The 24,595-nt window shown below is 62.7% G+C and carries 21 protein-coding genes; 9 read left to right on the plus strand and 12 right to left on the minus strand.

Annotation, left to right across the window (positions count from 1 at the left end; translation table 11 throughout):
- Nucleotides 1-38 precede the first annotated feature (38 nt).
- On the plus strand, nucleotides 39-1,319 hold the full coding sequence (locus EJ075_RS06740; RefSeq protein WP_126103813.1) for a cysteine desulfurase-like protein: 1,281 nt from the start codon (nucleotides 39-41) through the stop codon (nucleotides 1,317-1,319).
- 38 nt (nucleotides 1,320-1,357) lie between these two features.
- On the opposite strand, the gene EJ075_RS06745 is transcribed toward EJ075_RS06740, so the two are convergent.
- Genes EJ075_RS06745 through EJ075_RS06765 form a run of 5 tightly spaced genes read right to left on the minus strand, consistent with a single transcriptional unit; the run spans nucleotide 1,358 to nucleotide 6,640 of the window.
- Entirely contained in the window at nucleotides 1,358-2,188 is an 831-nt protein-coding gene (locus tag EJ075_RS06745; RefSeq protein WP_095482974.1) for a dipeptide ABC transporter ATP-binding protein, read from the minus strand.
- Complete coding sequence (locus EJ075_RS06750; RefSeq protein ID WP_095482975.1) at nucleotides 2,185-3,060, minus strand: ABC transporter ATP-binding protein; 876 nt, start codon at nucleotides 3,058-3,060, stop codon at nucleotides 2,185-2,187. The genes EJ075_RS06745 and EJ075_RS06750 overlap by 4 nt, the downstream gene beginning before the upstream one ends.
- Before the next feature lie 2 nt (nucleotides 3,061-3,062).
- Entirely contained in the window at nucleotides 3,063-3,980 is a 918-nt protein-coding gene (locus EJ075_RS06755) for an ABC transporter permease subunit (RefSeq protein WP_095482976.1), read from the minus strand.
- 1 nt (nucleotide 3,981) lies between these two features.
- Entirely contained in the window at nucleotides 3,982-4,989 is a 1,008-nt protein-coding gene (locus EJ075_RS06760; RefSeq protein ID WP_126103814.1) for an ABC transporter permease subunit, read from the minus strand.
- A gap of 58 nt (nucleotides 4,990-5,047) precedes the next feature.
- A complete protein-coding gene (locus tag EJ075_RS06765) occupies nucleotides 5,048-6,640 on the minus strand; it encodes an ABC transporter substrate-binding protein (RefSeq protein WP_095482978.1) in 1,593 nt (530 codons plus the stop codon).
- 429 nt (nucleotides 6,641-7,069) lie between these two features.
- Between EJ075_RS06765 and EJ075_RS06770 the strand changes: the two genes are divergently transcribed.
- The 3 genes from EJ075_RS06770 (at nucleotide 7,070) to EJ075_RS06780 (ending at nucleotide 10,383) form a co-directional block, all read left to right on the plus strand.
- Nucleotides 7,070-8,950, plus strand: a complete 1,881-nt coding sequence (locus EJ075_RS06770) for a long-chain fatty acid--CoA ligase (RefSeq protein WP_126103815.1) — start codon at nucleotides 7,070-7,072, stop codon at nucleotides 8,948-8,950.
- 8 nt (nucleotides 8,951-8,958) lie between these two features.
- The gene (locus EJ075_RS06775; protein WP_126103816.1) at nucleotides 8,959-9,702 is read left to right on the plus strand and encodes a methyltransferase; all 744 of its coding nucleotides are present in this window, start codon (nucleotides 8,959-8,961) and stop codon (nucleotides 9,700-9,702) included.
- A gap of 183 nt (nucleotides 9,703-9,885) precedes the next feature.
- A complete protein-coding gene (locus EJ075_RS06780) occupies nucleotides 9,886-10,383 on the plus strand; it encodes a GNAT family N-acetyltransferase (RefSeq protein WP_126103817.1) in 498 nt (165 codons plus the stop codon).
- A 257-nt stretch (nucleotides 10,384-10,640) separates the two neighbouring features.
- Here the strand turns inward: EJ075_RS06780 and EJ075_RS06785 are convergent, their stop codons facing one another.
- Nucleotides 10,641-11,363: an HAD family hydrolase gene (locus EJ075_RS06785; RefSeq protein ID WP_095482980.1), complete on the minus strand. Its 723-nt coding sequence runs from the start codon at nucleotides 11,361-11,363 to the stop codon at nucleotides 10,641-10,643.
- A 5-nt stretch (nucleotides 11,364-11,368) separates the two neighbouring features.
- Nucleotides 11,369-13,012 carry a glucose-6-phosphate isomerase gene (pgi, locus tag EJ075_RS06790; protein ID WP_126103818.1) on the minus strand — a complete coding sequence of 548 codons (1,644 nt, stop codon included), beginning with the start codon at nucleotides 13,010-13,012 and terminating at the stop codon, nucleotides 11,369-11,371.
- A 290-nt stretch (nucleotides 13,013-13,302) separates the two neighbouring features.
- On the opposite strand from pgi, the gene EJ075_RS06795 reads away from it, so the two are divergent.
- Together EJ075_RS06795 and EJ075_RS06800 are read left to right on the plus strand one after the other, a co-directional pair.
- Nucleotides 13,303-14,796 carry a PLP-dependent aminotransferase family protein gene (locus tag EJ075_RS06795; protein WP_095482982.1) on the plus strand — a complete coding sequence of 498 codons (1,494 nt, stop codon included), beginning with the start codon at nucleotides 13,303-13,305 and terminating at the stop codon, nucleotides 14,794-14,796.
- A gap of 179 nt (nucleotides 14,797-14,975) precedes the next feature.
- A complete protein-coding gene (locus EJ075_RS06800; protein ID WP_095482983.1) occupies nucleotides 14,976-16,565 on the plus strand; it encodes a trimethylamine methyltransferase family protein in 1,590 nt (529 codons plus the stop codon).
- 124 nt (nucleotides 16,566-16,689) lie between these two features.
- Here the strand turns inward: EJ075_RS06800 and EJ075_RS06805 are convergent, their stop codons facing one another.
- The 3 genes from EJ075_RS06805 to EJ075_RS06815 are packed head-to-tail and all read right to left on the minus strand — an operon-like array spanning nucleotide 16,690 to nucleotide 19,370.
- Nucleotides 16,690-17,088: a hypothetical protein gene (locus tag EJ075_RS06805; RefSeq protein ID WP_126103819.1), complete on the minus strand. Its 399-nt coding sequence runs from the start codon at nucleotides 17,086-17,088 to the stop codon at nucleotides 16,690-16,692.
- Nucleotides 17,089-17,145: 57 nt separating this feature from the next.
- Nucleotides 17,146-18,555, minus strand: coding sequence for a chromate efflux transporter (gene chrA / locus EJ075_RS06810; RefSeq protein WP_126103820.1), 1,410 nt, complete (start codon nucleotides 18,553-18,555; stop codon nucleotides 17,146-17,148).
- Entirely contained in the window at nucleotides 18,552-19,370 is an 819-nt protein-coding gene (locus EJ075_RS06815) for a chromate resistance protein ChrB domain-containing protein (protein ID WP_126107260.1), read from the minus strand. The genes chrA and EJ075_RS06815 overlap by 4 nt, the downstream gene beginning before the upstream one ends.
- 192 nt (nucleotides 19,371-19,562) lie before the next feature.
- Here EJ075_RS06815 and EJ075_RS06820 point away from each other — a divergent pair, with 192 nt between their 5' ends.
- Complete coding sequence (locus tag EJ075_RS06820; protein ID WP_126103821.1) at nucleotides 19,563-19,982, plus strand: GFA family protein; 420 nt, start codon at nucleotides 19,563-19,565, stop codon at nucleotides 19,980-19,982.
- Nucleotides 19,983-20,162: 180 nt separating this feature from the next.
- Here EJ075_RS06820 and EJ075_RS06825 read toward each other — a convergent pair whose 3' ends face one another.
- Nucleotides 20,163-21,968: an IlvD/Edd family dehydratase gene (locus tag EJ075_RS06825; protein WP_126107261.1), complete on the minus strand. Its 1,806-nt coding sequence runs from the start codon at nucleotides 21,966-21,968 to the stop codon at nucleotides 20,163-20,165.
- Between the two features lie 158 nt (nucleotides 21,969-22,126).
- Here EJ075_RS06825 and EJ075_RS06830 point away from each other — a divergent pair, with 158 nt between their 5' ends.
- The gene (locus tag EJ075_RS06830) at nucleotides 22,127-22,591 is read left to right on the plus strand and encodes a carbon monoxide dehydrogenase subunit G (RefSeq protein ID WP_126103822.1); all 465 of its coding nucleotides are present in this window, start codon (nucleotides 22,127-22,129) and stop codon (nucleotides 22,589-22,591) included.
- 141 nt (nucleotides 22,592-22,732) lie between these two features.
- On the opposite strand, the gene EJ075_RS06835 is transcribed toward EJ075_RS06830, so the two are convergent.
- Nucleotides 22,733-23,938, minus strand: a complete 1,206-nt coding sequence (locus EJ075_RS06835) for an Mrp/NBP35 family ATP-binding protein (protein WP_126103823.1) — start codon at nucleotides 23,936-23,938, stop codon at nucleotides 22,733-22,735.
- 238 nt (nucleotides 23,939-24,176) lie between these two features.
- Between EJ075_RS06835 and EJ075_RS06840 the strand changes: the two genes are divergently transcribed.
- Nucleotides 24,177-24,554 (plus strand): VOC family protein, encoded by a 378-nt coding sequence (locus EJ075_RS06840; protein WP_095482990.1) that lies wholly within the window; start codon nucleotides 24,177-24,179, stop codon nucleotides 24,552-24,554.
- Nucleotides 24,555-24,595: the final 41 nt, after the last annotated feature.

Consider the following 24,595-nt stretch of genomic DNA (forward strand, 5'->3'; position numbering starts at 1 on the left):
CGCTCCCCCATCTGTCAGGCACTTCGCAGGAGACCATCTTGAACAAGCATCAGACCCACAATGCGAGCGACGTCTCCGCAGCCTTCCCGGTCGACACGATCCGCGCCATGTTTCCAGCCCTGCGGCAGGCCGGCAACTTTATCTTCATGGATAATGCGGCCGGGGCGCAGATCCCGCAAAGCGTGCTCGACGCGGTGACCAATCATCTGGTCGCGCATAATGTGCAGCGCGGCGGCCGCTACGGCCGCAGCGTCACCGTCGATCAAGCGATCGCCGACGCGCGTGAAAGCGTGGCGCTGCTGATCAATGCCTATAGTCCTGCGGAAATCTGTTTCGGCATGAACGCCACCTCGTTCATCCGCCTCGTCAGTCTCGGCATCGGCCAGATGCTTCAGGAGCGTGACGAGATCGTCATCACCGACATGGATCACGACGCCAACATCGCCACCTGGCTTGCGCTAGAGTCCGCCGGCGCCAAGTTCAAATGGTGGCGGATGCGCGAGGACGGCAATCTCCATGTCGACGACCTTCGCCCGCTGGTCTCCGACCGCACCCGGCTTGTCGCCTGCACCGTCACCGCGCATTCGATCGGCTCGATCGTTGATGTCGCTTCAGTGGCTGATATTGCGCATGCGGCGGGTGCCGAAGTGTTCCTCGACTGCGTGCATTACGGGCCGCACGGGCTGATCGACGTGCAGGCCTGGGATTGCGACTATCTGGTCTGCTCCGGCTACAAGAATTTCTCGCCGCATATGGGCTTCCTGTGGGGCCGCTTCGAGACGCTGAGGCGGCTGCCGACTTTCCGCGAGGATTTCATTCCCGACGAGCCGCCCTACAAGGTCGAGGCCGGCACCTTCATTTACGAGAACGTCTCCGGCATGGATGCCGCGGTGCGCTATCTCGAATCGATCGGCCGCAATTTTGCGCCAGCGAACAACCGGTCGCGGCGTGACAACCTCGTCGCCGGCATGAACGCCATCCGCGACTATGAGCTGATGCTGGCGCGCGAAATGCTCGGCGTGCTCAAGGATTGCGGCGCGACGATCTATGGCGTCGCCGACGAAGCCCGCCTCAACGAGCGCGTGCCGACCTTCTGCTTCAACATCGGCACGCTGTCGCCGCAAATGATCGTCGAGGCCATGGCCGAGATGCAGATCGGCATCCGCGACGGTCACATGTATGCGCCGCGGCTGATGAAGCGCCTGAACCTCAGCATGGACAGCGGCGCCATCCGCGCCTCGCTGGTCCATTACAACACTGTCGAGGAAGTCCGGCGCTTCGGCGAGGTGTTGCGCGTCGTCATCGCCCGGCTGTCCTGATCGGCGTCGAAATACGCTGGGGTGCCGCGATTGCGGCGTCAGGCAGCCTTCTTCTTCGCCAGCCGCGCCTTGATGCTGGCGACGTCGGCGCGCGGCGTGGCGGCGAACAGCGTCTTGGTGTAGCTGTGCTTGGGGTCGGCAAAGACCTCGTCGCGCGAGCCGTATTCGACGGCCTCGCCGTAATACATGACCATCACGTCGTCGGCGATGTAGCGCACCACCGACAGGTCGTGGCTGATGAAGACATAGGTAAGCTTGAACTCGTCCTGCAGGTCGGCGAGCAGGTTGAGCACCTGCGCCTGCACCGACAGGTCGAGCGCCGAGACCGGCTCGTCGAGCACCAAAAGGCTCGGATTGAGCATCAGCGCGCGGGCAATGGCGATGCGCTGGCGCTGGCCGCCCGAAAACATGTGCGGGTAACGGTTGTAATGCTCCGGTCCGAGGCCGACCTTCTTCAGCATCCTCATGGCGAGATCGCGCCGTTCGTTGGCCGGCGTGTCGGTGTTGATGAGCAGCGGCTCGCCCAGCACGTCGCCGATCTTCTGGCGCGGATTGAGCGAACCGTACGGGTTCTGGAAGACGATCTGCACCTTGCGGCGCATCTCCTTCGACAGCCCATCCTTGGCGATATCGACCTTTTTGCCGTCGATGAAGAGCTCACCCGCCGTGGCCGGATCGATCAGCGTGATGATGCGAGCGAGCGTTGACTTGCCGCAGCCGCTTTCGCCGACGATGGCGAGCGTCTTGCCCTTGTCGACGCTGAACGAGACGCCCTTGACCGCGTGAACCGTGCGCGAGGGACGAAACAGGCCGCCCCCGACATGATAGTCGCGCACGATGTTCTTGCCTTCGAGAACCGTCACGCTCATGACGCGGCTCCCGTTGCAGACCCGGTTCCCGCAGCCGAGGGGGCTGGTTCAAACAGCATGTCGGAAATGGTCGGCAGCCGGTCGCCGACGGCGTTCTCCGGCAGCGCCGACAGGAGCGCGCGGGTATAGTTGCTCTTCGGCTGCTCGAATAGCGACAGAACGTCGGCCTCTTCCATCTTGCGGCCCTTGTACTGGACGATCACGCGGTCGGCGGTCTCGGCCACGACGCCCATATTGTGGGTGATCATGATCAAGCCCATGCCGTATTTGGCCTGCAGACCGACCAAGAGGTCAAGGATCTGCTTCTGGATGGTGACGTCGAGCGCGGTGGTCGGCTCGTCGGCGATCAACAGCTTCGGATTGCAGGCGATGGCGATGGCGATCATGACCCGCTGGCACTGGCCGCCCGACATCTGGTGCGGGAACGAATTCAGCCGCTCTTCCGGATCGGCAATGCCGACCAGCTTCATCAGCTCGATGGCGCGGGCCCGGCGCTGGGCGCGGTCCATGCCCATATGGAAGCGCAGCACCTCCTCGATCTGGAAGCCGGCGGTGAAGCATGGATTGAGACTGGCGATCGGCTCCTGGAAGATCATCGAGATGTCCTTGCCGACGATCTTGCGGCGCTCGGACGGACTGAGCTCAAGCAGGTCGATACCGTCGAACGCCATGCGGTCGGCCTTCACCGTCGCCGTATTCGGCAAAAGCCCCATCACCGCCAACATCGCCACCGATTTGCCGGAGCCGGATTCACCGACGATCGCCAACACCTCGCGCGGCTCGATCGACAGGTCGATGCCTTGCACCGCCATGAACGGTCCGGCGGCAGTATCGAAAGAGACCGTAAGGTTCTTGATTTCGAGAAGAGGCATGATCACGACCTCTTCAGCTTGGGGTCGAAGGCATCGCGCAGGCCATCGCCGATCAGGTTGATGGCAAGCACGGTAATGAGGATGGCGAGGCCGGGGAAGGTCACCACCCATGGCGCGCGCAGGATGAACTCGCGTGCCGTGGCCAGCATCGTGCCCCATTCCGGGGTCGGCGGCTGCGCGCCGACGCCGAGGAAGCCGAGAGCCGCGGCCTCGAGAATGGCGTTGGAGAAGGACAGCGTCGCCTGCACGATCAGCGGTGCCATGCAGTTCGGCAAGATCGTCTTCACCATCAGCCTGAGATGACTGGCACCGGCCACCTTGGCGGAGATCACATACTCACGGTTCTTTTCGGCCATTACCGCCGCGCGCGTGAGCCGCGCGAAATGCGGCTGCAGCACCAGCGCGATCGCCAGCATGGCGTTGAACAGGCCAGGTCCGAGGATCGCCACCAGAACCAGAGCAAGAAGCAGCGACGGGAAGGCCAGAATGACGTCCATGACGCGCATGATCAGCGTATCGACCCAGCCGCGGAAATAGCCGGCGAGCACGCCGAGGATGATGCCGCTGGTCAGCGAGAAAACCACGACGACCAGACCGATGAACAGCGAGAACCGCGCCCCGAAAATCAGCCGCGAAAGCATGTCGCGGCCAACAGCGTCGGTGCCCAGAAGAAACATCGATTTGCCGCCCTCCTGCCAGACCGGCGGCGTCAGCAGCGCATCGCGAAACTGCTCGTCAGGCGAATGCGGCGCGACCAGCGGCGCGAAAATCGCGATCAGCACCAGAGCCGAGAACACGACCAGGCCGATGACGGCGCCGGTGTTCATCGAGTAGTAATGCCAGAACTCGGTGAAGGCACGTTGCCGACCGCCGGTCGGAATGGAGGCGGCGGTGGCTTCTGCCGTGGTTTGGTCGGTCATCTCACTGCACCCGGATACGTGGGTTGATGACGGCGTAGAGCACGTCGACGATCAGGTTCACTGCCATGACGATCAGCGCGATGATCAGCAAGCCGCTCTGGACGACGACATAGTCGCGCTTGGCGATCGCGTCGATCATCCACTTGCCGATGCCGGGCCAGGAAAAGATCGTTTCGGTCAGGATGGCGCCGGCCATCAGCGTGCCGACCTGCAGGCCGATGGTGGTGACGACAGGGATCAGCGCGTTGCGAAAAGCGTGGAGCCCGATGACGCGGCGCGGCGCCAGGCCCTTGGCGCGGGCGGTGCGGACATAGTCCTCGCCCAGCACCTCCAGCATCGCCGACCGCGTCTGGCGCGCTATGACGGCGAGTGGAATCGTCGCCAGCACGATCGCCGGCAGGACCAGATGACTGGCGGCGGACCTGAAAGCGCCGCTCTTGCCGGAGATCAGGCTGTCGATCAGCATGAACCCCGTTGTCGGCTTGAAGAAATATTGAAGGCCAATGCGGCCGGAAACCGGTGTCCAGCCGAGATAGCCGGAGAAGAATATGATGAGCAGCAGCCCCCACCAAAAGATCGGCATCGAATAGCCGGTCAGCGCCACGCCCATCGTCGCCTGGTCGAACCATGATCCGCGCTTGACCGCGGCGAAGATGCCGGCGGGGATGCCTATGAGCACGGCGATGATCAGCGCGATCGTCGCCAGTTCCAGCGTGGCGGGAAACAGCGCCTGGAATTCACCGAGCACCGGCCGCTTGGTGGCGATCGATATGCCGAAGTCGCCGGTCAGGACCCTGCCGATATACTCCAGATACTGGATGACATAAGGCCTGTTATAGCCAAACCGCTCGACAAGCTCCGCGTAGCGTTCGGGGCTGACGCCACGCTCGCCTGCCAGGGCCATGATCGGGTCGCCCGGCAGAAGCCGGACGAAAGCGAACGCCGCCAGCGATATGCCGAACACGGTCGGGATGATTAGGGCGAGCTTGTGGAGGAGATAGCGGAGCATCTTACTTCATAGAACGGCGGCGCCGGAAGTCCAGCGCCGCCGTCCAATTTCTCAGGAGTTACTCGGTGACGTCGACGCCGTCAAACCGATGAATGCCGAGCGGATCCATGACGAAGCCCGAAACCTTCTTGTTCATCGGCATGAAGACCTTGGAATGGGCAATGGTCAGCCACGGCGCCTCACGCTTGAACACGACCTGAGCCTCCTCGTAGATCTTGGTGCGCTCGGCGACATCAGTGGTCGCCTTGCCCTTCTGCAACAGGGCTTCGAACTCCTGGTTGCACCAGATCGCATAGTTGGACTGGCCGATGGCATCGCAGCCGAGCAGGAACAGGAAGTTGTCCGGATCGCCATTGTCGCCGGTCCAGCCGAGCTGGAAGGCGCCGTCACGATCCTTCTGCTTGCCGCGTTCGCGATACTCGGTCCATTCGTAGCTGACGATCTCGGCCTTGACGCCGATCTTGGCGTAGTCGGCCTGGATCAGTTCCGCGACTCTTTGAGCGTTCGGATTGTACGGGCGGCTGACCGGCATTGCCCAGATCTTCATCGAGAGATCCTTGACGCCGGCGTCGGCCAGCATCTTTTTGGCCGCGTCCGGATCGTACGGATCGTCCTTGATGTCCTTGTTATAGGACCACATCGTCGGCGGGATCGGGTTGATGGCCGCCTGGCCAGCGCCCTGATAGACCGCATCGAGAATGGCCTGCTTATTGACGGCCATGTTGAGGGCCTTGCGGACCTCGACCTTGTCGAAGGGCGGCAGCGTGGTGTTGTAGGCCATGTAGCCGATGTTCAGGCCTTCCTGCTCGTCGACCTTGAGGTTTGGGTCAGCCTGCAGGCCGGCGATGTCGGCCGGCGCCGGGTACGACATGATATCGCATTCGCCTGCCTTCAGCTTCTGCGCGCGCACGGCCGGATCGGTCGTGATGGCGAAGATCAAATCGTCGATCTTCTGGCGGCCGCCATAATAGCCGTCCCATGCCGCATAGCGCACGACCGCATCGACCTGGTAGTCGACGAACTGGAACGGACCGGTGCCGATCGGCTTCTGGGTGAATTGCTGCCTGGTGCCGGCCTTGTCGAGCTGGTCGGCATATTCCTTGGAGACGATCGATGCGAAATCCATGCCGAGGTCCGGCAGGAAAGCGACTTCAGGCTTGTTCAGCACGAACTTCACCGTCAGGTCGTCAACCTTGACGATTTCCTTGAGAAGATCCGGGAAGCCCATGCCAGTGAAATATTCCCAGCCGGTGCCTTCCAGATAGCTGAACCACGGGCTTTCCTTCTTCCACTGGCGTTCGAAGGAGAAGATCACGTCGTCGGCATTGAGGTCGCGCGTCGGCGTGAAATAGTCGGTGGTCTGGAACTTCACGCCGGGCCGAAGCTTGAACGTGTATTCGAGACCGTCGTCGGAAACCGTCCAGCTCTCGGCGAGGCCGGGCGCGATGGTGGTCTTGCCGTGTTCGAACTCGACCAGGCGCGAATAGATAGTGCGCGACGACGCGTCGAAGTCGTTGCCACCGCTCCACGGCGATGGGTCGAAGCCGGCCGGCGACGCCTCCGAGCAGTAGACCAATTGCTTCGCATTGGCCATGCCGCCGAGGACGCTTGCGGCCAGCAACGCGGCCGCAAAAGTCAGTTTCTTTTTCATGGAGGACTCCCTGATGTTCTTCCAAGCCCCTCTTCAGGCTCGCGAAGCGCGCATATAAGCATCGTTTTTCCGCCTTTGGAACACCCCGTTTGCTTACCCCATGGGAAGCAGAATTTAATTCTTCACTTTCATAAAAAGCGAGAATTAAATGTCAATTTCAGCCGATCACGGCATTATTAACGATTGCATTTTTTTATTATCTTTAACGCGGCCGATAGCAAGGAACCGCGACCTTCGGCCTGTCGTTGGCGCGGAAGGTTTTCTTCCCGTCTTGCCGCAGGGGCAGACTTGCACGGCTGCCGATAGTCGCAATACATAGATGGCATGTTGGATTTCCTGGATGCCGGCAACAGCGGAGGGACGTCTCTGTCATTCGGAGACGACGCGGCGGGCAAGCAGAGACAATAAGAACAACCGAGGGAGGGACAGGTGGCAAAAACACCAAGGACGACGGCACCAGCGAAAGCGAAGGCCAAAGCTGCCGCAAAACCGGCCAGCCCCGACAAGCCAAAATCGCCGCCCACCAAAGCCGTTGCCGCGGTCAAGCCGAAGGCGGCAGCGACAATGGCTTCATCGGCGGCTTCATCGGCGTCGAAGCCGGGTTCGGCCAGGAGATTGCCGAAAGCGCCTGCCGCTCGATTGCCGGAAAAGCCTTGGCTCAAAAGCTATCCGAAAGTCGTTCCGGCCGAGATCGGCGCCCTGCCCTTCGGCTCCATCGGCGATCTGCTCGCCGACGTCTGCAAGCAGTATGCCGGCAGGCCCGCTTTCACCTGCATGGGCAAGACCATCAGCTATGCGGAAGTCGAGCGGCAATCGGCCGCCTTCGGCGCCTATCTGCAATCGACAGGGTTGCAGAAAGGCGCGCGCGTCGCGCTGATGATGCCGAACGTGCTGCAATATCCGGTGGCGATGATGGCAGTGCTGCGCGCCGGCTATGTCGTGGTCAATATCAACCCGCTCTACACGCCGCGCGAGCTGGAACATCAGCTCAAGGATTCCGGTGCGCAAGCCATCGTCATTCTCGAAAATTTCGCCAACACCTTGCAGGCGGTGATCGCCAAGACGGCGGTCAAGCATGTCGTGGTCGCGGCGATGGGCGACATGCTTGGCGGCCTGAAAGGGACGATCGTCAATTTCGTCGTGCGCCGCGTGAAGAAGATGGTGCCGGGCTGGTCGCTGCCAGGCCATGTCAAGTTCAACGCCGCGTTGAAGGCAGGCGCCAGCGTGAACTTCAAGCCGGTGAAGGTCGCAGCCGACGATATCGCCTTCTTGCAATATACCGGCGGCACCACGGGCATCTCGAAAGGCGCGGTGCTGCTGCACAGCAACGTGCTGGCCAATGTCGCGCAGAACGCGCTTTGGGTCGAAGACGCCTACACGGTCAAGCCGAAACCGGCGCATCTCAATTTCATCTGCGCGCTGCCGCTCTATCATATCTTTGCCCTGACGGTGAACGCGTTTATGGGCATGCAAATGGGCGGCCGGAACATACTCATTCCCAATCCGCGCGACATTCCAGGCTTCGTCAAGGAACTCGGCAAATACCCGATCCACATCTTTCCGGGCCTCAACACGCTGTTCAACGCGCTGCTCAACAATGAGGATTTCCGCAAACTCGACTTCAAGCCGCTGATCCTGACACTAGGTGGCGGCATGGCGGTGCAGAAGGGTGTCGCCGAACGCTGGAAGACGCTCACCGGCTGCCCGGTCACCGAGGGCTACGGGCTTTCGGAAACCTCACCGGTGGCTACCGCCAACACATTCAGCGATGGCAACTTTACCGGCACGATCGGCCTGCCGCTGCCGTCCACCGAGATCGCCATCCGCGATGACGACGGCAATGATTTGCCGCTCGGCGAAGTCGGAGAGATCTGCATCCGCGGACCTCAGGTGATGGCCGGTTACTGGAACCGGCCGGACGAGACCGCCAAGGTGATGACCAAGGATGGTTTCTTCAAGTCGGGCGACATGGGCTTCATGGACGAGCGCGGCTACACCAAGGTCGTCGATCGCAAGAAGGACATGATCCTTGTGTCCGGCTTCAACGTCTATCCGAACGAACTCGAGGAAGTCGTGGCCCTGCATCCGGGCGTCCTAGAAGTGGCGGCGATCGGCGTGCCGGACGAGCATTCAGGCGAAGTGCCGAAGCTGTTCGTCGTCAAGAAGGACCCGTTGCTGACCGCTGAGGTGCTAACTGTCTATTGCCGCGAGAACCTGACCGGCTACAAGCGGCCAAAATACATCGAGTTTCGGACCGAACTGCCGAAGACGCCGGTAGGCAAGATCCTGCGGCGGGCGTTGCGGGGATAGGCACGATTTTGGACGATTGCCTTGCCGGTGGTGAAGCGGTCGACCCGCGTTCCGGCCCTGACCCGGTCGCGTTCATCAGGGCGAACATGCGGCTGCTGCCGGTGCCTTCGCTTCCCGAAATCCGGCTTTACACGGCTCATCCGGGCAGCGGCCTCAGACGGCTCGCCGATCCGGAAGGACAGGGGTTCGAGCCGGAGGGGCCGGAAGAAGAAGCGAAAGCCGGCGACAACGAGCCGCAGCCACCCTATTGGGCCTATGCCTGGGCCGGCGGCGCGGTGCTCGCCCGCTATATAATCGACCAGCCGCAGACGGTGGTGGGTCGCCGCGTGCTCGACCTCGGCGCCGGTTCGGGCCTCGTCGGCATCGCCGCGGCAAAGGCTGGCGCCAGCGACGTGATCGCCGCCGAGATCGATCGCAACGGCGTTGCTGCGCTCGGCCTCAATGCCATGGCGAACGGCGTCACGATCACCGTTATCGACAATGATATCACCACGGGGCCGCCACCTGCGGTCGACCTCGTTCTCGCGGGCGATGTGTTTTACGGCCGCGAGGTTGCTCGTCGGGTCACCCCGTTTTTCGATCGCTGCCTGGCAGCCGGTATCGAGGTGCTGGTCGGCGATCCCCGTCGCACAGACTTGCCGCTGTCCCGGCTGCGGTTGCTCGCCGAATATCGGGTGCCGGATTTCGGCGACGCGAAGGGTGCCGCGAGCAAGCCGAGCGGCGTCTTTCGCTTCGAGCCTGAAGATCGCTAGCGCTAGATCGAAACCCCATCACTCTGAATGAGCGGGATCGCGCCATTGCGGTCGTTCAGTTTCGAAGGATCGCATGACCGATCTGACCCTGAGCAGTGACTGGCTCAATCCCTGATTGGAAGATCCCACTGGACCGCGGCCGGAATCGACCGCAGAGTGGAACGACAGGGGAGGAGGGCTGTCGTGACCGACGAGGTGACAATTCGTGAACTCAATGGGCTCGATGAGATGCTGTCGATCTATCCAGTGTTCCGGCAGGGCAACTCGCATCTAGACGAAGCCGCGTTTCGTGAACGACTCTCGGCGATCCTCGCTCAGGGCAATTACCGCTGCATCGCGGCTTATATCGGCGATCGGCTGGTGGGTCTCTCCGGCTTCTGGACGGGCATTCAGATTTGGTGCGGGAAGTACATCGAAGCCGACCACGTGGTGGTCGACACGACGCTACGCAGCCTTGGCACAGGCACCAAGCTGATGGCGTGGATCGAGGCGGAGGGCGAGCGGACTGGATGCGCTGTCTTCCGTATTGCCATGGTGCTTGGCAAGGAACGCACGCGCCAGTTTTACGCTCGAAACGGCTTCTTTGATGATGGTCTTCTCATGGTGAAGGCCCTGAGCAGAGGCGCCGCGGAGTTCCCGGAGTATGTATCGCGACCTGCCGAGCCAGGCTTGCGGGTCTAGGAGCAATTCCAGGAAAAGTGCGTAGCGGTTTTCCGTCCGGAATTGCGTAAGAACAAATACTTAGAGCGGTTCGGCGATTCTATCAAAAGCTGAACCGCTCTAGCGGTTCGCAACCATCCTTTCGGGTGTCCGCTTCTGGCGCAACGTGCCCGTTCTGGCAGATGAGCCAGCGGCAACTTTCCACCCATCTCGACCATTGGCGGGAAAGCCCAGGTTGATTTGAGTTTTGCCCCCGGCCTTGCCAGTCAGTTGGCCAGTCAGGTCGTCTCCTTGACCCTTGCCGAAAGAAAGTCGGGCAGATCGGCAACCGAATCCAGAATGACGTCGGCGATCTGTGACAGTGATTCCCGCGTGCCGGTGCCGGAGAGCACGCCGATTGCCAGACCGCAGCCGCCGGCCCGCGCCATCTCCAGATCGTGGCGATTGTCGCCGACCATGGCGATCGCGGCAGGCCTCAGGCCGGTCAGGTCGCAGAAGGCAAGGATCGTATCCGGCGCCGGTTTCGGATTGGCCACCGCGTCGTAACCATAGGCGGCGTCGAACAGCTGCGCGACGCCCAGCGTCAGCAATGTCTTTTCCGCGCCGGTGGTCGAATCGTTGGTGGCGACGCCGAGCCGATAGGCTTTCCTGTGAAGAACGCCGAGCGTCTCGACGATGCCCGGCAGCGCCACCGCCATCGCCGAGCCCTGCATGGAGGTGATCTCGTTGAAGCGGGCGACGGCAAGCATCTGGTCTTCGTCGGACAGGCGCGGAAACCAAAGCTCGACGACATCCATGTTGGTGCCGGAGGCAAAGATGGAGTCGGGCTTGAAGCGTTTGGTGGCGAAATCGTAGCCCGCCGCGGCAAGCAGCCTGTCGGCCTTCCAGCGGTCGCCCTCCGACGCATCCATCGCCATGAAATCGGCAACGCCGAGCCATGTCGCATTGAAGTCGACAAGCGTGCCGTCCTTGTCGAACAATATTCCCTTGATCTCGACCAAGCTGCTTACTCCGATCCGCGCAATCGGTGGATGTGTCCCACCAGCCCAGCGGTCGACGCGTCCCGCTTTGCGGCATTCTCCTTGCCTTCCACGACAGGCAGCAGCCCGGTCGCCAGTTCCTTGCCCAGCTCGACACCCCATTGGTCGAAGGAATTGATGTTGAAGAGCGTGCCCTCGACGAAGACGCGGTGCTCATAGAGCGCGATCAGCCGCCCGAACGTATGCGGATCGAGTTGTCTGTAGAGGATCGTCACCGAGGGCCGGTTGCCGGAGAAGACGCGGTGCGGGGCGATCCTGTCGACCTCGGCCGGCGTCATGCCTTTTGCCAGCATCTGCGCGCGTGCTTCCTCAAGCGTGCGGCCCTTCATGAAGGCTTCCGACTGCGCCAGGCAGTTGGCGAGCAACAGATCGTGGTGGTGCTTGAGGCCCGGCTCATGGCCGATTGCCGCGGCTAGGAATTCGACCGGGATGAAATCGGTGCCCTGGTGCAGCAGCTGGAAGAAGGCGTGCTGGCCATTGGTGCCGGGCTCACCCCAGACCAGCGGGCCGGTCGGCGTGGTCACAGCGCCGCCGTCGAGGGTGACGCTCTTGCCGTTCGATTCCATGTCGAGCTGCTGCAGATAGGCCGGCAGCCTGGACAGGCGCTGGTCGTAGGGAATGACGGCGCGGGCGGGGTATTTGCAGATCACCCGATGCCACCAGCCGATCAAGCCCATCAGCGCCGGCAGGTTGCTGGCCAGCGGCGCCGTCTGGAAATGCTCGTCCATCGCATGAGCGCCATCGAGAAAAGCGCGAAAATTCTTCGGGCCGACGGCGATCATCACCGGCAGGCCGATCGCGCCCCACACCGAATAGCGGCCGCCGACCCAGTCCCAGAAGCCGAAGACGCGGTCGGACGCGATGCCGAATTTGGCCACCAGGTCCAGCGCCGTCGAGACGGCGGCGAAATGCTTGCCGACCGCTTCCTTGCCGAGCGCCTTCTGCACCCAGTCGCGCGCCGTCTCGGCATTGGTCATCGTCTCGACAGTGGTGAAGGTCTTCGAAGCGATGATGAACAGCGTGGTTTCGGCGGAAAGGCCCTTCAGCGTGTCGTGGATATGGGCGCCGTCGATGTTGGACACGTAATGCGTGCGCGGCCCATCGTGATAGGGCGCCAGCGCCAGCGTTGCCATGGCCGGGCCAAGGTCGGACCCGCCGATGCCGATGTTGACGATATCGGTGATCTTCTTGCCGGTGGCGCCGGCCGCCTTGCCGGAGCGCACGGCATCGGCGAAGCTGCCCATCGCGTCGAGCACGGCGACGACTTCCGCCTTCACGTCCTGGCCGTCGAGCACGATGCCCTTGCCGTTCAGGTTGCGCAGCGCGGTGTGCAGCACGGCGCGGCCTTCGGTGACGTTGATCTTCTTGCCGGAGAACATCGCGGCGCGCCGGCCTTCGAGATCGGCGGCTCCCGCCAGCTTCTCAAGCAGATCCATCGTCTTCGCATCGACCGCGCATTTCGACCAATCGAGCAGTAGGTCGCCGTCGGTGGCGGAGAATTTTTCGAAGCGCTGGGGATCAGCAGCGAAAGCCTCGCGCATGCTGCCTGATTTGGCCGCACGGTGAGCGCGCAGGGCGTCGAGCTGTTTTTGAAAGGACGATTGATCCACTGGCTTGCTCCGAAGTCTTTGATGCCAACATAACAGGCCGGATGTTTCCGGCGCGTGTCGTCGCGGCAAACTATCTAGCCGAAATCCACTGGTTTCAATGCGCAGCGATGACGCACTGCGTCACGCCGGGAATGACGCAGTGCGTGACCCGGGGATGCCGCAGCGCAGCGAAGGATCACTGGCGTAAATCCCAACGATCAGAAAAATTGATTGGCGCAACGCCTTGTGCCACCGGTACATTCGACTGGTCCAGCCAAATGAAAAAGGCTGGCCATCGAGGAACATTTCCCATGCCACAGCGAAACGACACGGCCATATGGTCCGGCCTGTTCCGGATTTCGGCAGACTCCGGCCAGACCCTGCAGGCGCAGATCCGTCAAGCGATCGTCGCCGCCATCCTCGACCGGCAGATCGCCGCTTCGATGCCGCTTCCGTCCTGCCGGATCCTGGCCGAGAAACTCGGCGTGGCGCGCGGCACCGTGGTGCTGGCCTTCCAGCAGCTCGTCGACCAGGGTTTCCTGGTGGCGCGCGAACGGCGCGGCCATTTCGTCAATCCCGACGTGCTGGCGACCCCGGCGAGGCCGCATCAGAAGGCGCCAGACCAGGCCAACGAGATCGACTGGAAGGCGCGCCGCCAGATCGCGGCCAGCGACATGCCGCCGCCGGCCAAGCACGACAACTGGATCAAGTCGTCCTACCCCTTCGTCTATGGCCAGTTCGATCCGGCACTGTTCCCAACCGCCGAATGGCGCGAGTGCAACCGCATGGCGCTTGCCGTGCTCGAGATCCGCAACTGGGCGTCCGACATGGTCGACCGCGACGATCCGCTCTTGATCGAGCAGATCCAGGCGCGGCTGTTGCCGCGGCGCGGCATCTTCGCCAATCCCGACGAGATTATCGTGACGCTCGGCGCGCAGAACGCGCTTTACATGCTGGCGACGCTGCTGATGACCAAGGGCTCCAAAGTGGCCATGGAAGACCCCGGCTATCCCGACGCACGCTCGATCTTCCGGCTGGCGGGCGCCGACGTCACACCGGTCCCGGTCGACCACTCCGGCATCGTAACCGCTTCTATTCCCAATGATTCCGGCTTCGTCTTCGTGACGCCCAGCCACCATTGCCCGACCATGGTGCCACTGTCGGCGGAGCGCCGGCAGGACCTTTTGGCGCGCGCCAACCGCCACAACCAGATCATCATCGAGGACGGCTATGACAGCCAGCTCCTGGACGAGGCGCCGCAGCAGGCGCTGAAGAGCCTCGACCGTTCCGGCCGGGTCATCTATGTCGGCTCGATGTCGAAGACGCTGGCTCCCGGTCTGCGGCTCGGCTACATCGTCGCCTCGGCCGGGCTGATCTCCGAGCTTCGCGCGCTACGCCGCTTCATGCTGCGTCATCCGCCGGCCAACAACCAGCGCGCCGTCGCGCTGTTCCTATCGCTTGGTCACCATGAGGCGCTGGTGCGGCGGCTATCGAGCGCTTTCGACGAACGGCGCAAGCGTCTGATCCATGCGATTACCGCATTCCTGCCGGAGTGGCGCTCGACCGATTCGGCCGGCGGCGCGTCGCTCTGGCTCGAGGGACCGCGCGGCACCGACTCGCGCGGGCTGGCCGAGGCCGCTGCCTCGCGCAGCGTCATCATCGAGCCTGGCGACCGCTTCTTCGACCGCACCGAAAAGCCGTCGCGCTTCATGCGGCTGGGCATCTCCTCGATCGCGCTGCAGCACATCGAGCCCGGCATCCGCGAACTGGCAACGGCGGCCGGGCGCAGGCCGGCGGCGGCTTGATGCCTCGTCCGGGCTGGGACCGGCCACCGTTCTTTAGCGCTCTGGCATATGCGACGGGACCGTCTGGCTCATAGGCTGTGCCAATGCCGACGGCATAGTTCGAGGCATAAGGGGACGAAGCAGGCCGATGGTGGACCAACCGCCGCCGCCAGCTTCGCAGCTAAAGGTGGAGTGCCTCCATGTCAGTGGCTGTTGAGAAGCCGGATACGCCCTCGGACCAACGTTCGCGGCGTTCCGGCGGGCGTGAAGCGCGCCGCGCCATGCGTGCGGCGCCACTTGCCGACGACATCAAGCCGGTGCGCGCCGGCCTCGAAGGCGGAAGTTACGGGCCGCTCAGCGAAAACGACCGCGAGCGCATCAACGAAGCAGTGCTGACGCTGCTTGAAACGGTCGGCTTCGCCAATGCCATCCCATCCTGCATCGAGGCGTTGACCAAGGCCGGCGCCACTCTCGGCGAGGACGGGCGAATTCGCTTTCCCCGCGCGCTTGTCCTCGACACGATCAAGAAGGCCGCGCGCCACTTCACCTTGCATGGCCAGGATCCCAAGCACGACATGCTGATCCAGGGCAAGCGCGTGCATTACGGCACGGCGGGTGCCGCGGTGCATCTGGTCGATGTCGAGAAGCGCGAATACCGGGAGTCGCTGCTGCAGGACATCTACGACGCTGCCCGCATCGTCGAGGGGCTCGACAACATCCACTTCTTCCAGCGGCCGATGGTGCCGCGCGACATTCCCGATCCGCTCGACATGGATTTCAACACGCTCTACGCCTGTGTGATGGGGACGTCGAAGCATGTCGGCACGTCCTTCACGGTGCGCGAGAACGTCAAGCCGGCGCTCGACATGCTCTACGCGATTGCCGGCGGCGAAGAGAATTTTCGCGCGCGGCCTTTTGTCTCCAATTCGAACTGTTTTGTCGTGCCGCCGATGAAATTCGCCGAGGACGCTTGCGGCGTGCTCGAGGCCTGCGTCGAAGGCGGCATTCCGATCCTGCTGCTGTCCGCCGGCCAGGCGGGTGCCACGGCGCCGGCGGCGATTGCCGGTGCGGTGGTGCAAGCGGTGGCCGAGGTGCTCGCCGGCCTTGTCTATGTCAACGCCATCAAACCGGGGCATCCGGCGATCTTCGGCACCTGGCCGTTCGTCTCGGACCTCAGGACCGGCGCCATGTCCGGCGGCTCGGCCGAGCAAGCGGTGCTGACCGCTGCCTGCGCCCAGATGGCGCAATTCTACGATCTGCCCGGTGGTTCGGCCGCCGGCATGACGGATTCGAAACTGCCCGATATTCAGTCCGGTTACGAGAAGGGCATCACCGATGTGATGGCCGGTCTTGCAGGCCTCAACCTCGTCTACGAATCGGCCGGCATGCACGCCTCGCTGCTCGGCTTCTGTCTGGAAAGCCTGATCATCGACAACGACATGCTCGGCCATTGCCTGCGCTGCGTGCGCGGCATCGAGGTGACCGATGAGTCGCTGTCGATAGACACCATCGCCGACGTCTGCCTGAAGGGGCCGGGTCACTATCTCGGCAACGAGCAGACGCTGCGGCTGATGCAGACCGAATATTTCTACCCGGCGGTCGGCGATCGCTTTTCGCCGAAGGAGTGGAACGAGAAGGGCAGGCCCGACATCTTGCAGCGGGCAATCATCGAGAAGAAACGCATCCTCGCCGAGCGCTTCCCGCGCCATGTGCCAAAGCTGCTCGACGACAAGCTGCGCGCTCGCTTCGGCAATCTGATCCATCTGCCGCGCAGCGGCATGGGCGGCTGAGGACGCTTCTCGTCAAAAAACTGTCAGAGCCTAATCCATCCCGACAAAAATCGGGATGGGGCTCTACCTTCTGTTGACCATGACCTTTTCCGAAAACCGGGTTTCCACTTTTCGGGATCATGGTCTAGTCGGCGCTCAAACCGTAGCGCTCGACGACCTCGCTGCTGATCAGCTTGGCATGCAGCGTCATCAGTATAATTTGCGCATCGAAGCTGTCGCCGGCCTCAAGGGCTGCCTCGAGCCGGCGCTCCGCATCCAGCCTATGTTGAAGGCCGTTGGATTGCTCGAACGCTTCCGGCCCGGCAATACAATAGCCAAATAGCTGCGCCACCGGTGGGTAGGCTTGTGGTGGCGGCTCGTCGGGCCAGTGATCCTTCATCAGATTGACGATGGTGAGTTTTGCTCCCTCCGGCACAAGGGCGGGATGAAGGTCGACGCCACGCAACGCGGCGTCGAGTTGCCTGAGGTCGCCTGAACGGCCGAACATTCCGAGGAAGCCTAGGGAAGAGCGTCGTCTCGCCATGATGTTCCTTCATCCGAATGCCCGAAACCGCAGCGAAGTGCCGACCGCACGCAGCCGCTATCCGCTCGCTGCCAGCAACAAAACGCCAGCGAGGGCCGATCCCGCAAGCGTCGGCAGCATGCCGATCTTCAGCTTCAGAATGGCGATCATGGCAGCACACGACAGCAGCGCCGCACCCCAGTCGATTGATGAGAGCACCGGCACGTCCATTCCAAGCCCGATGTTGCGCACCTCGCCGAAAATGACGTGCAAGCCGAACCACAGAGCGAGATTCATGATGACGCCGACGACGGCGGCGGTGATCGCGCCCAGCGCCGCCGACAGTGCCTTGTTGCCGCGCAGGGCTTCGATGTAGGGCGCACCGAGGAATATCCAGAAGAAGCAAGGCGTGAACGTGGCCCACAGGGTGAGCATCGCCCCTAGCGATCCGGCAAGCAGGGGGTGCAAGGCTCCGGGCTGGCGGAACGCGGCCAGAAAGCCGACGAACTGCAGGACCAGAATGAGCGGACCGGGCGTGGTTTCGGCAAGACCGAGGCCATCGACCATTTCACCGGGTGCGAGCCAGCCGAAGGACTCGACCGCTGCCTGCGCGACATAGGCAAGGACCGCGTAGGCGCCGCCGAAGGTGACGACCGCCATGACGCTGAAGAAGCCGCCAATCTCAGTCCATACACTGACGGATCCGGTGAACGCCCAGATCAGAAGCACAGGCCCGAGCCAGATCGGCAGCCAGATCGCAATGGTGCGCGGCGCATGCCATCGCGTCGGCCTGGTGTGGGCCAGTTCGCCGCGCTCGAACATCAGGTCGACCGCCCCTTTGATGTCGGGAGCATCGCCCTTGCCGTGCGACGCGCCGGAAAAGAGGCCCGGCGCAACACGGTTGCCAATCCAGCCTGCCAGGCCCGCAAGCAAGATGATGAGCGGAAACGGCACGTTCAATGCATAGATGGCGATGAAGGCGGCGAGCGCGATCGACACCATGACTCGATTCTTGAGGGCACGTCGTCCGATCCGGATCATCGCCTCGATCACGATGGCGAGCACGGCCGCCTTCACCCCGAAAAACAGCGCCTCGACGAGGGGAGCGTCGCCATACAGCGCATAGAGTATGCTCAAGGTGAGCATCACAAGCGCGCCCGGCGCGACGAAGAGGATGCCGGCGACCAGGCCGCCGATCGTCCGGTGCAGCAGCCAGCCGACATAGATGGCGAGTTGCTGGGCTTCAGGGCCGGGCAGCAGCATGCAGTAGTTCAACGCATGCAGGAAACGTTGCTCGCCGATCCAACGCCGTTCCTCGACCAGTTCCTTGTGCATGAGCGCGATCTGCCCGGCCGGCCCGCCGAAGCTGAGCAGGCCGATTTTCGCCCAGAGCTTTACGCCTTCGCGGAAGGTTGGCGCTTCCGGCGCTTCGACGATCCCGCCCGTTTTCTCCGAAGCCCCCGTTTTGTCAGACGGCATGGCGCTCATGATGGCTTGCTCGCGCTTGGCCAGTTGTGCGTCTCCTCGGTGGCGTCGCGGCACCATCGGAAAAACGCATCGTAGAGCAGCATCCCTGCCTCCAGCTGTTCAAGATCGTCGCGAAACATCCGCGACAGTCCAAGCGAGGCGGCCAGAAATCCGGCTGCCTGGGGAACCAGATCGAGGCTTGCGGTATCGGCTGCGCGCACAATCATGGCGAGGCGGTCGAGCGGTTCGGATTCGAGCCCGAACTCTTCGATCATCGTGTCGAAGGTGCAGCGTTCGCCGCGGTGTGACCAGAACACATTGTCGATGTCGAAAGGCACGGCCTGAAAGCGATCCGCAGCGGCCGGCACTTCGGCCGCTTCAACAAAGAGAAAAACCGCGCTCGGATCGATGAAACGCCGGATCAGCCAGGGGCAGGCGATGCGATCGACCTTCGGGCGGGCCCGCGTCACCCACACGGTGCGGCCCCTTTCGTCGCGGGTAGGCATCTTGCCGGTGCGGACCAAAAGCCCCTTGGCATCGCGCCAGGCCTCGAACCCGCCTTCGAGGGATTCGGCGGCAATGCCCTCATGCCGCAGCCATGCGGCCACGCCTTGCGAGAGCTTTTGTCCTCTTTGGCAGACGACCGCCACTCGGCTGCCGGTGAATTCGGATGCCCAGGTTGGGACGGTTTTGAAATCACGCCGGCTTGAGGCCGGCAGCAGGCGCGGATCGGCGTTGTAATCATCATCGACGCGAACATCGATAATCGTTGGCGCGCCCGGCAGACCAATCAGACGGGACAGTTGCGATACGGTGATAACGGTTGTTGACGGCATGGCGTCCACCTCCTTGAAAGAGAAGCTTGGACGCGAACGTTGGGCTGACGCCTCACGGGGTCGTCGCGATGCACCCCTTGCCATGATCGTGGATTTGTCGCGCCCACTTGTCAAGCGTCATGCCTAGAGCAAAGGATGCTCTGCTCCGAGGGCCGGTTTGGCGGAGCCAGAACATTTCTGCGAGGAAAAACCATGAAAAAGACCTATCACGGCAGTTGCCATTGCGGCGCGGTGCGTTTCGAAGCCGATATCGACCTCGCCGAAGGCATCCGCAAATGCAATTGCAGCTTCTGCTGGAAGCTCGGCTACCGGAAATCCTTCGCAGCCTATGAGGCCGTGAGGGTGACGGATGGCCGCGACCGGATGCGTGAATACAAGGCAACGCCGTCCAACTGGCCGGAAGGCGACATCAACCACTATATGTGCCCGAACTGCGGCGCGAATTTTCTCTCCCGCGGCTATCTCGACTTCATGGGCGGGAATTTTTGGGCGGTGAACGTCGCCTGCCTCGACGACGTCACCGAAGAGGAACTCGCCGCAGCACCAATTGTCTACGAGGACGGCAAGCGCGACAGGCAGGACCAAGCGCCGGAGATCACCGGTTATTTGTGAGCGGCGGGTTCAGAAAACATCTGACGGCGGCTTGATCGAAACAAGCCGCCGGCCAGCAGAAGGCGCCGGAGACCGACGTTAGAGCGGTTCATCGTTTCACGGAAACGCCGAACCGCTCTATCTCTTTGTTTTTGCGCAATTCCGGACGGAAAACCGCTTCACACTTTTCCTGGAATTGCTCTAGTGATTGTCCCGCGGCACGCCCTTGGTGTGCGCCACATCCTGATATTTCACCGCCGGCTTCAGCACCATTCCTTCGGAAAACTGGTCGACCATGCCACGCTGGATCTCCTGCCATGGCGTCTGGTGCTCGGGATAGTGATAGCCGCCACTGTTCTGCAGCTCGGCGCGACGGCGCGTGATCTCGTCGTCGGTGACGAGAATGTCGGCGGTGCCCTTGCGCAGGTCGATGCGGACGCGGTCGCCGGTCTTCAACAGCGCCAGCCCGCCGCCTATGGCGGCTTCGGGCGAGGCGTTGAGGATCGACGGCGAGCCCGACGTTCCCGACTGGCGGCCGTCGCCGATGCAGGCCAGCGCGTGGATGCCCTTCTTGATGAGATGGGCCGGCGGCTGCATGTTGACGACTTCGGCGCCGCCCGGATAGCCGATCGGGCCGGCGCCACGCATGAACAGGATCGTGTGCTCGTCGATGCCTTGCGCCGGATCATCGATGCGGGCGTGGTAATCTTCGGGACCGTCGAAGACCATGGCGTTGCCTTCGAAGGCCTCAGGGTCCTTCGGGTTCGACAGATAGCGTTCGCGGAATTCGGGCGAGATGCCGCTGGTCTTCATGATCGCCGAATCGAACAGATTACCCCTAAGATTGATGAAGCCGGCATTGGCCTTCAGCGGCTCGGCGACGGTGCGGATGACGTCGAGATTCTCGTTGACGGCCCCACTGCAATTGTCGCCCATCGTCTTGCCGTTGACGGTCATGGCGTCGGGATGGGGCAACAGCCCAGCCTTCATCAGTTCGGCCACGACCGCCGGCACGCCACCGGCATGGTGGTAATCCTCGCCGAGATATTCGCCCGACGGCTGCAGGTTGACGATGAGCGGTATCTTGAGGCCGACCTTCTGCCAGTCGTCATTGTCGAGCGGCACGCCGAGATGGCGGGCGATGGCGTTGAGGTGGATCGGCGCGTTGGTCGAGCCGCCGATGGCCGAATTGACGACGATGGCGTTCTCGAAGGCCTGCCGGGTCATGATGTCGGAAGGCTTCAGATCCTCATGCACCATGTCGACGATACGTTTTCCCGTCTCATAGGCGATCTGGCCGCGCTCGCGATAGGGCGCGGGGATCGCAGCCGAGCCCGGCAACTGCATGCCGAGCGCCTCGGCCAGCGAATTCATGGTGGTGGCAGTGCCCATTGTGTTGCAATAGCCGGTGGACGGCGCCGAGGAGGCGACGATGTCCATGAACTCGTCATAGCCGATCTCGCCGGCCGACAGGCGCTGGCGCGATTCCCAGACGATCGTGCCGGAGCCGGTGCGCTTGCCCTTGTGCCAGCCGTTGAGCATCGGGCCGACCGACAGCGCGATGGCCGGAATGTTGACGGTGGCCGCTGCCATCAGCAGGGCCGGCGTCGTCTTGTCGCAGCCGATGGTGAGCACGACGCCGTCGAGCGGGTAGCCGTAGAGCACTTCGACCAGGCCGAGATAGGCAAGGTTGCGGTCGAGCGCGGCTGTCGGGCGTTTGCCCGTCTCCTGGATCGGGTGGCACGGGAACTCGAAAGGGATGCCGCCCATCGAGACGATGCCCTCGCGCACGCGCTTGGCCAGCTCGATATGATGGCGGTTGCAGGGCGACAGATCCGAACCGGTCTGGGCGATACCGATCAGCGGCTTGCCCGACATCAGTTCGGCACGCGTCAGCCCGTAATTCAGGTAGCGCTCAAGGTAAAGCGCCGTCATCCCCGGGTTGTCGGGATTGTCGAACCACTCCTGCGAGCGAAATTTCTTCTTAGTTGTGGGGGCGCCGGCCATCATGGTCTCCGTATTTGTATGACAAATCGATATGACAACGCGCGAGAGCAGGCAAGAGGCACGCGCCATCCTATTCCGGACTTTGGTGCGATAGACATACATCGGCCCCCACGCTAGACCGGATCGGGGTTTGTCAATTTTGAATCCGGGAGATTTTGATGGCTTTGGTGATCGAAGGCGAGGAACGCATCGCCGCACCCCTGCAAAAGGTGTGGGAAGCGCTGAACGACCCGGACGTTCTGAGGCAGACCATTCCGGGCTGTCAGAGCCTCGAAAAGAAGTCGGACACCGAGATGGGAGCGACCGTGGTGCTCAAGATCGGCCCGATCAAGGCTACGTTCAACGGCGGGGTGACGCTCAGGAATCTCAACCCGCCGCATTCCTACACCATCCAGGGCGAGGGCAAGGGCGGCATCGCCGGCTTCGCAAAAGGCGGCGCCGATGTGACGCTGACCGCCGATGGGCCGGAGGCGACGATCCTCAGATATGCGGCCAAGGCCGATGTCGGCGGCAAGATCGCCCAGCTCGGCAGCCGGCTGATCGAATCGACGTCGAAGAAACTGGCCGGGCAGTTTTTTTCGTCGTTCGGCGAGAAGGTGGGCGCAGTGATCCCTCCCCCTTGAGGGGAGGGTGGCCCGCAGGCCGGGTGGGGTCGGTGGCGACGCGCTCCAACATTTCTTTCGTAAGAGGTTGAGGCGGTTCAGATGACCCCTCCCGCCGCGCTTCGCGCGGCACCCTCCCCTCGAGGGGGAGGGATATCCGTCTCACTCAAACACAATGCTGGGCACGGCGGCTTCGGCCGCGCCGCGTTCTTCGTTGACCCTGCCCCAGACCTTCGAGGCGATGTCGCGGTAGATCTTCGCCTCTGCGCCATCGGGCTTCGAGACCACCACCGGTGTGCCGGCATCCGAGCTTTCGCGGATGCCCATCTCGAGCGGGACTTCGCCGAGGAAGGTGACGCCGAGACGCTCGGCCTCGCGGCGCGCGCCGCCGTGGCCGAAGATATCGTAGCGCTTGCCGGTGTCGGGGGCGAGGAAGTAGCTCATGTTCTCGACGATGCCCAACAGCGGCACGTCCACCTTCTTGAACATGTTGAGGCCCTTTCGCGCATCGATCAGGGCCAGATCCTGCGGCGTCGAGACGATGACGGCGCCGGCGAGCGGCACCTGCTGGGCCATGGTCAGCTGCGCGTCGCCAGTGCCGGGCGGCATGTCGACGACGAGCACGTCGAGCGGACCCCACTCGACCTCGCGCAGCATCTGCGTCAGCGCCGACATCACCATCGGCCCGCGCCAGATCATCGGCGTCTCCTCATCGACGAGGAAGCCCATCGACATGACCTTCAGCCCGTAATTCTCCATTGGCTTCAGGACCTTGCCGTCGACGGTCTGCGGCCGGCCATGGATGTTGAGCAGCCGCGGCATGGACGGGCCGTAGATGTCGGCGTCAAGCACACCAACCCTCAAGCCGTTAGCGGCGAGGCCAAGCGCGATGTTGACGGCGGTGGTCGACTTGCCGACGCCGCCCTTGCCGGAAGCGACAGCGATGATCGCCTCGATGCCGGGCACGCCGCGTTTGCCCTGGCTGTGCGAGGCCGGAGCATGCGGAGCCGGGCGTGGCGCGGCAGCGGGTGCGGCCGCAGGTGTGGGCCTTGGGGCGGGCCTGGGAGCGGGTCTTTGCGGAACCGGAGCCTCCATGCCGCCACCCTTCTTTTCCGCCGTCAGCGCGACCACGGCGCCGGCGACACCGGGGATCGCCTTGACGACCCGTTCGGCTGCGGCGCGCAACGGCTCCATCTCCTGGGCCCGGGCGGCAGGAACGGTGATCGAGAAGAAGACCTTGGCATCGGCAATGAAAATCTCGGAAACCATGCCGAGGTCGACGATGTTGCCGGTGAAATCCGGCCCATTGACCGTCTTCAGGCGCTCGATGACGATTTCCTTGGTGACGTTTTCCTGGACGGCGGGCATCAGCTTTTCCTCTGCTTTTCCGCATCAGATAATGCAGTTCCCGAACAGAACCAAGCGGCGGAACGGCACGCGCAGTGGCATGGCTTCAAAAACTTGCGTCCACTTGTAGGGATTTGCGTCAATCGAAACGTCTTAGGAAGAGGCACGCCGATCGCGCGAGCTGCGGTCGCCAGAAGGCAAAGCAGCCCTATTTTCCTGCAGGGCTCGGGCGTGCTCGCCAGCAAGGAAGGAGACAATCATGCTCGCAAACAGCAACGCAACGGCCAATCTCGCGGTGAAAGATCTGGCGAAGGCCAGGTCTTTCTATGAGGGAACGCTCGGCCTGACAGAGGTACACAATGAGGGTGGCGAGTTGATCGTCTACAAAAGCGGCGACACCAGCATCAATGTGTACCACTCGAAGTTCGCCGGCACCAACAAGGCAACAGCGGTGACCTGGATGGTCGGCGACGAGATCGACACCGTCGTCAAGGCGCTGAAATCGAAGGGCGTGGTCTTCGAGCACTACGAGATGCCGGGCCTGACGCTGGAAGGCGACATCCACGTCGGTCACGGCATGAAGGTTGCCTGGTTCAAGGATCCGGACGGTAACATCCTGAACCTTGTGGACAGGTAGATTTCGCGCTGCCGCACAATACGATTTCAGGTGCCACTCAC

The organism is Mesorhizobium sp. M6A.T.Cr.TU.016.01.1.1, assembly GCF_003952585.1.
GTDB lineage: Bacteria > Pseudomonadota > Alphaproteobacteria > Rhizobiales > Rhizobiaceae > Mesorhizobium > Mesorhizobium mediterraneum.

Excerpts from the sequence above, each read along its gene's own strand:
- EJ075_RS06805 (WP_126103819.1), bottom strand. The coding sequence starts at position 17,088 with ATGGCGAGACGACGCTCTTCCCTAGGCTTCCTCGGAATGTTCGGCCGT.
- EJ075_RS06825 (WP_126107261.1), bottom strand. The coding sequence starts at position 21,968 with ATGGCCGGCGCCCCCACAACTAAGAAGAAATTTCGCTCGCAGGAGTGG.
- EJ075_RS06755 (WP_095482976.1), bottom strand. The coding sequence starts at position 3,980 with ATGACCGACCAAACCACGGCAGAAGCCACCGCCGCCTCCATTCCGACC.
- EJ075_RS06745 (WP_095482974.1), bottom strand. The coding sequence starts at position 2,188 with ATGAGCGTGACGGTTCTCGAAGGCAAGAACATCGTGCGCGACTATCAT.
- EJ075_RS06765 (WP_095482978.1), bottom strand. The coding sequence starts at position 6,640 with ATGAAAAAGAAACTGACTTTTGCGGCCGCGTTGCTGGCCGCAAGCGTC.
- EJ075_RS06820 (WP_126103821.1), top strand. The coding sequence starts at position 19,563 with ATGAAAAAGACCTATCACGGCAGTTGCCATTGCGGCGCGGTGCGTTTC.
- EJ075_RS06800 (WP_095482983.1), top strand. The coding sequence starts at position 14,976 with ATGTCAGTGGCTGTTGAGAAGCCGGATACGCCCTCGGACCAACGTTCG.
- chrA (WP_126103820.1), bottom strand. The coding sequence starts at position 18,555 with ATGAGCGCCATGCCGTCTGACAAAACGGGGGCTTCGGAGAAAACGGGC.
- EJ075_RS06750 (WP_095482975.1), bottom strand. The coding sequence starts at position 3,060 with ATGCCTCTTCTCGAAATCAAGAACCTTACGGTCTCTTTCGATACTGCC.
- EJ075_RS06840 (WP_095482990.1), top strand. The coding sequence starts at position 24,177 with ATGCTCGCAAACAGCAACGCAACGGCCAATCTCGCGGTGAAAGATCTG.
- EJ075_RS06815 (WP_126107260.1), bottom strand. The coding sequence starts at position 19,370 with ATGCCGTCAACAACCGTTATCACCGTATCGCAACTGTCCCGTCTGATT.
- EJ075_RS06835 (WP_126103823.1), bottom strand. The coding sequence starts at position 23,938 with ATGCCCGCCGTCCAGGAAAACGTCACCAAGGAAATCGTCATCGAGCGC.
- EJ075_RS06830 (WP_126103822.1), top strand. The coding sequence starts at position 22,127 with ATGGCTTTGGTGATCGAAGGCGAGGAACGCATCGCCGCACCCCTGCAA.
- EJ075_RS06760 (WP_126103814.1), bottom strand. The coding sequence starts at position 4,989 with ATGCTCCGCTATCTCCTCCACAAGCTCGCCCTAATCATCCCGACCGTG.
- EJ075_RS06795 (WP_095482982.1), top strand. The coding sequence starts at position 13,303 with ATGCCACAGCGAAACGACACGGCCATATGGTCCGGCCTGTTCCGGATT.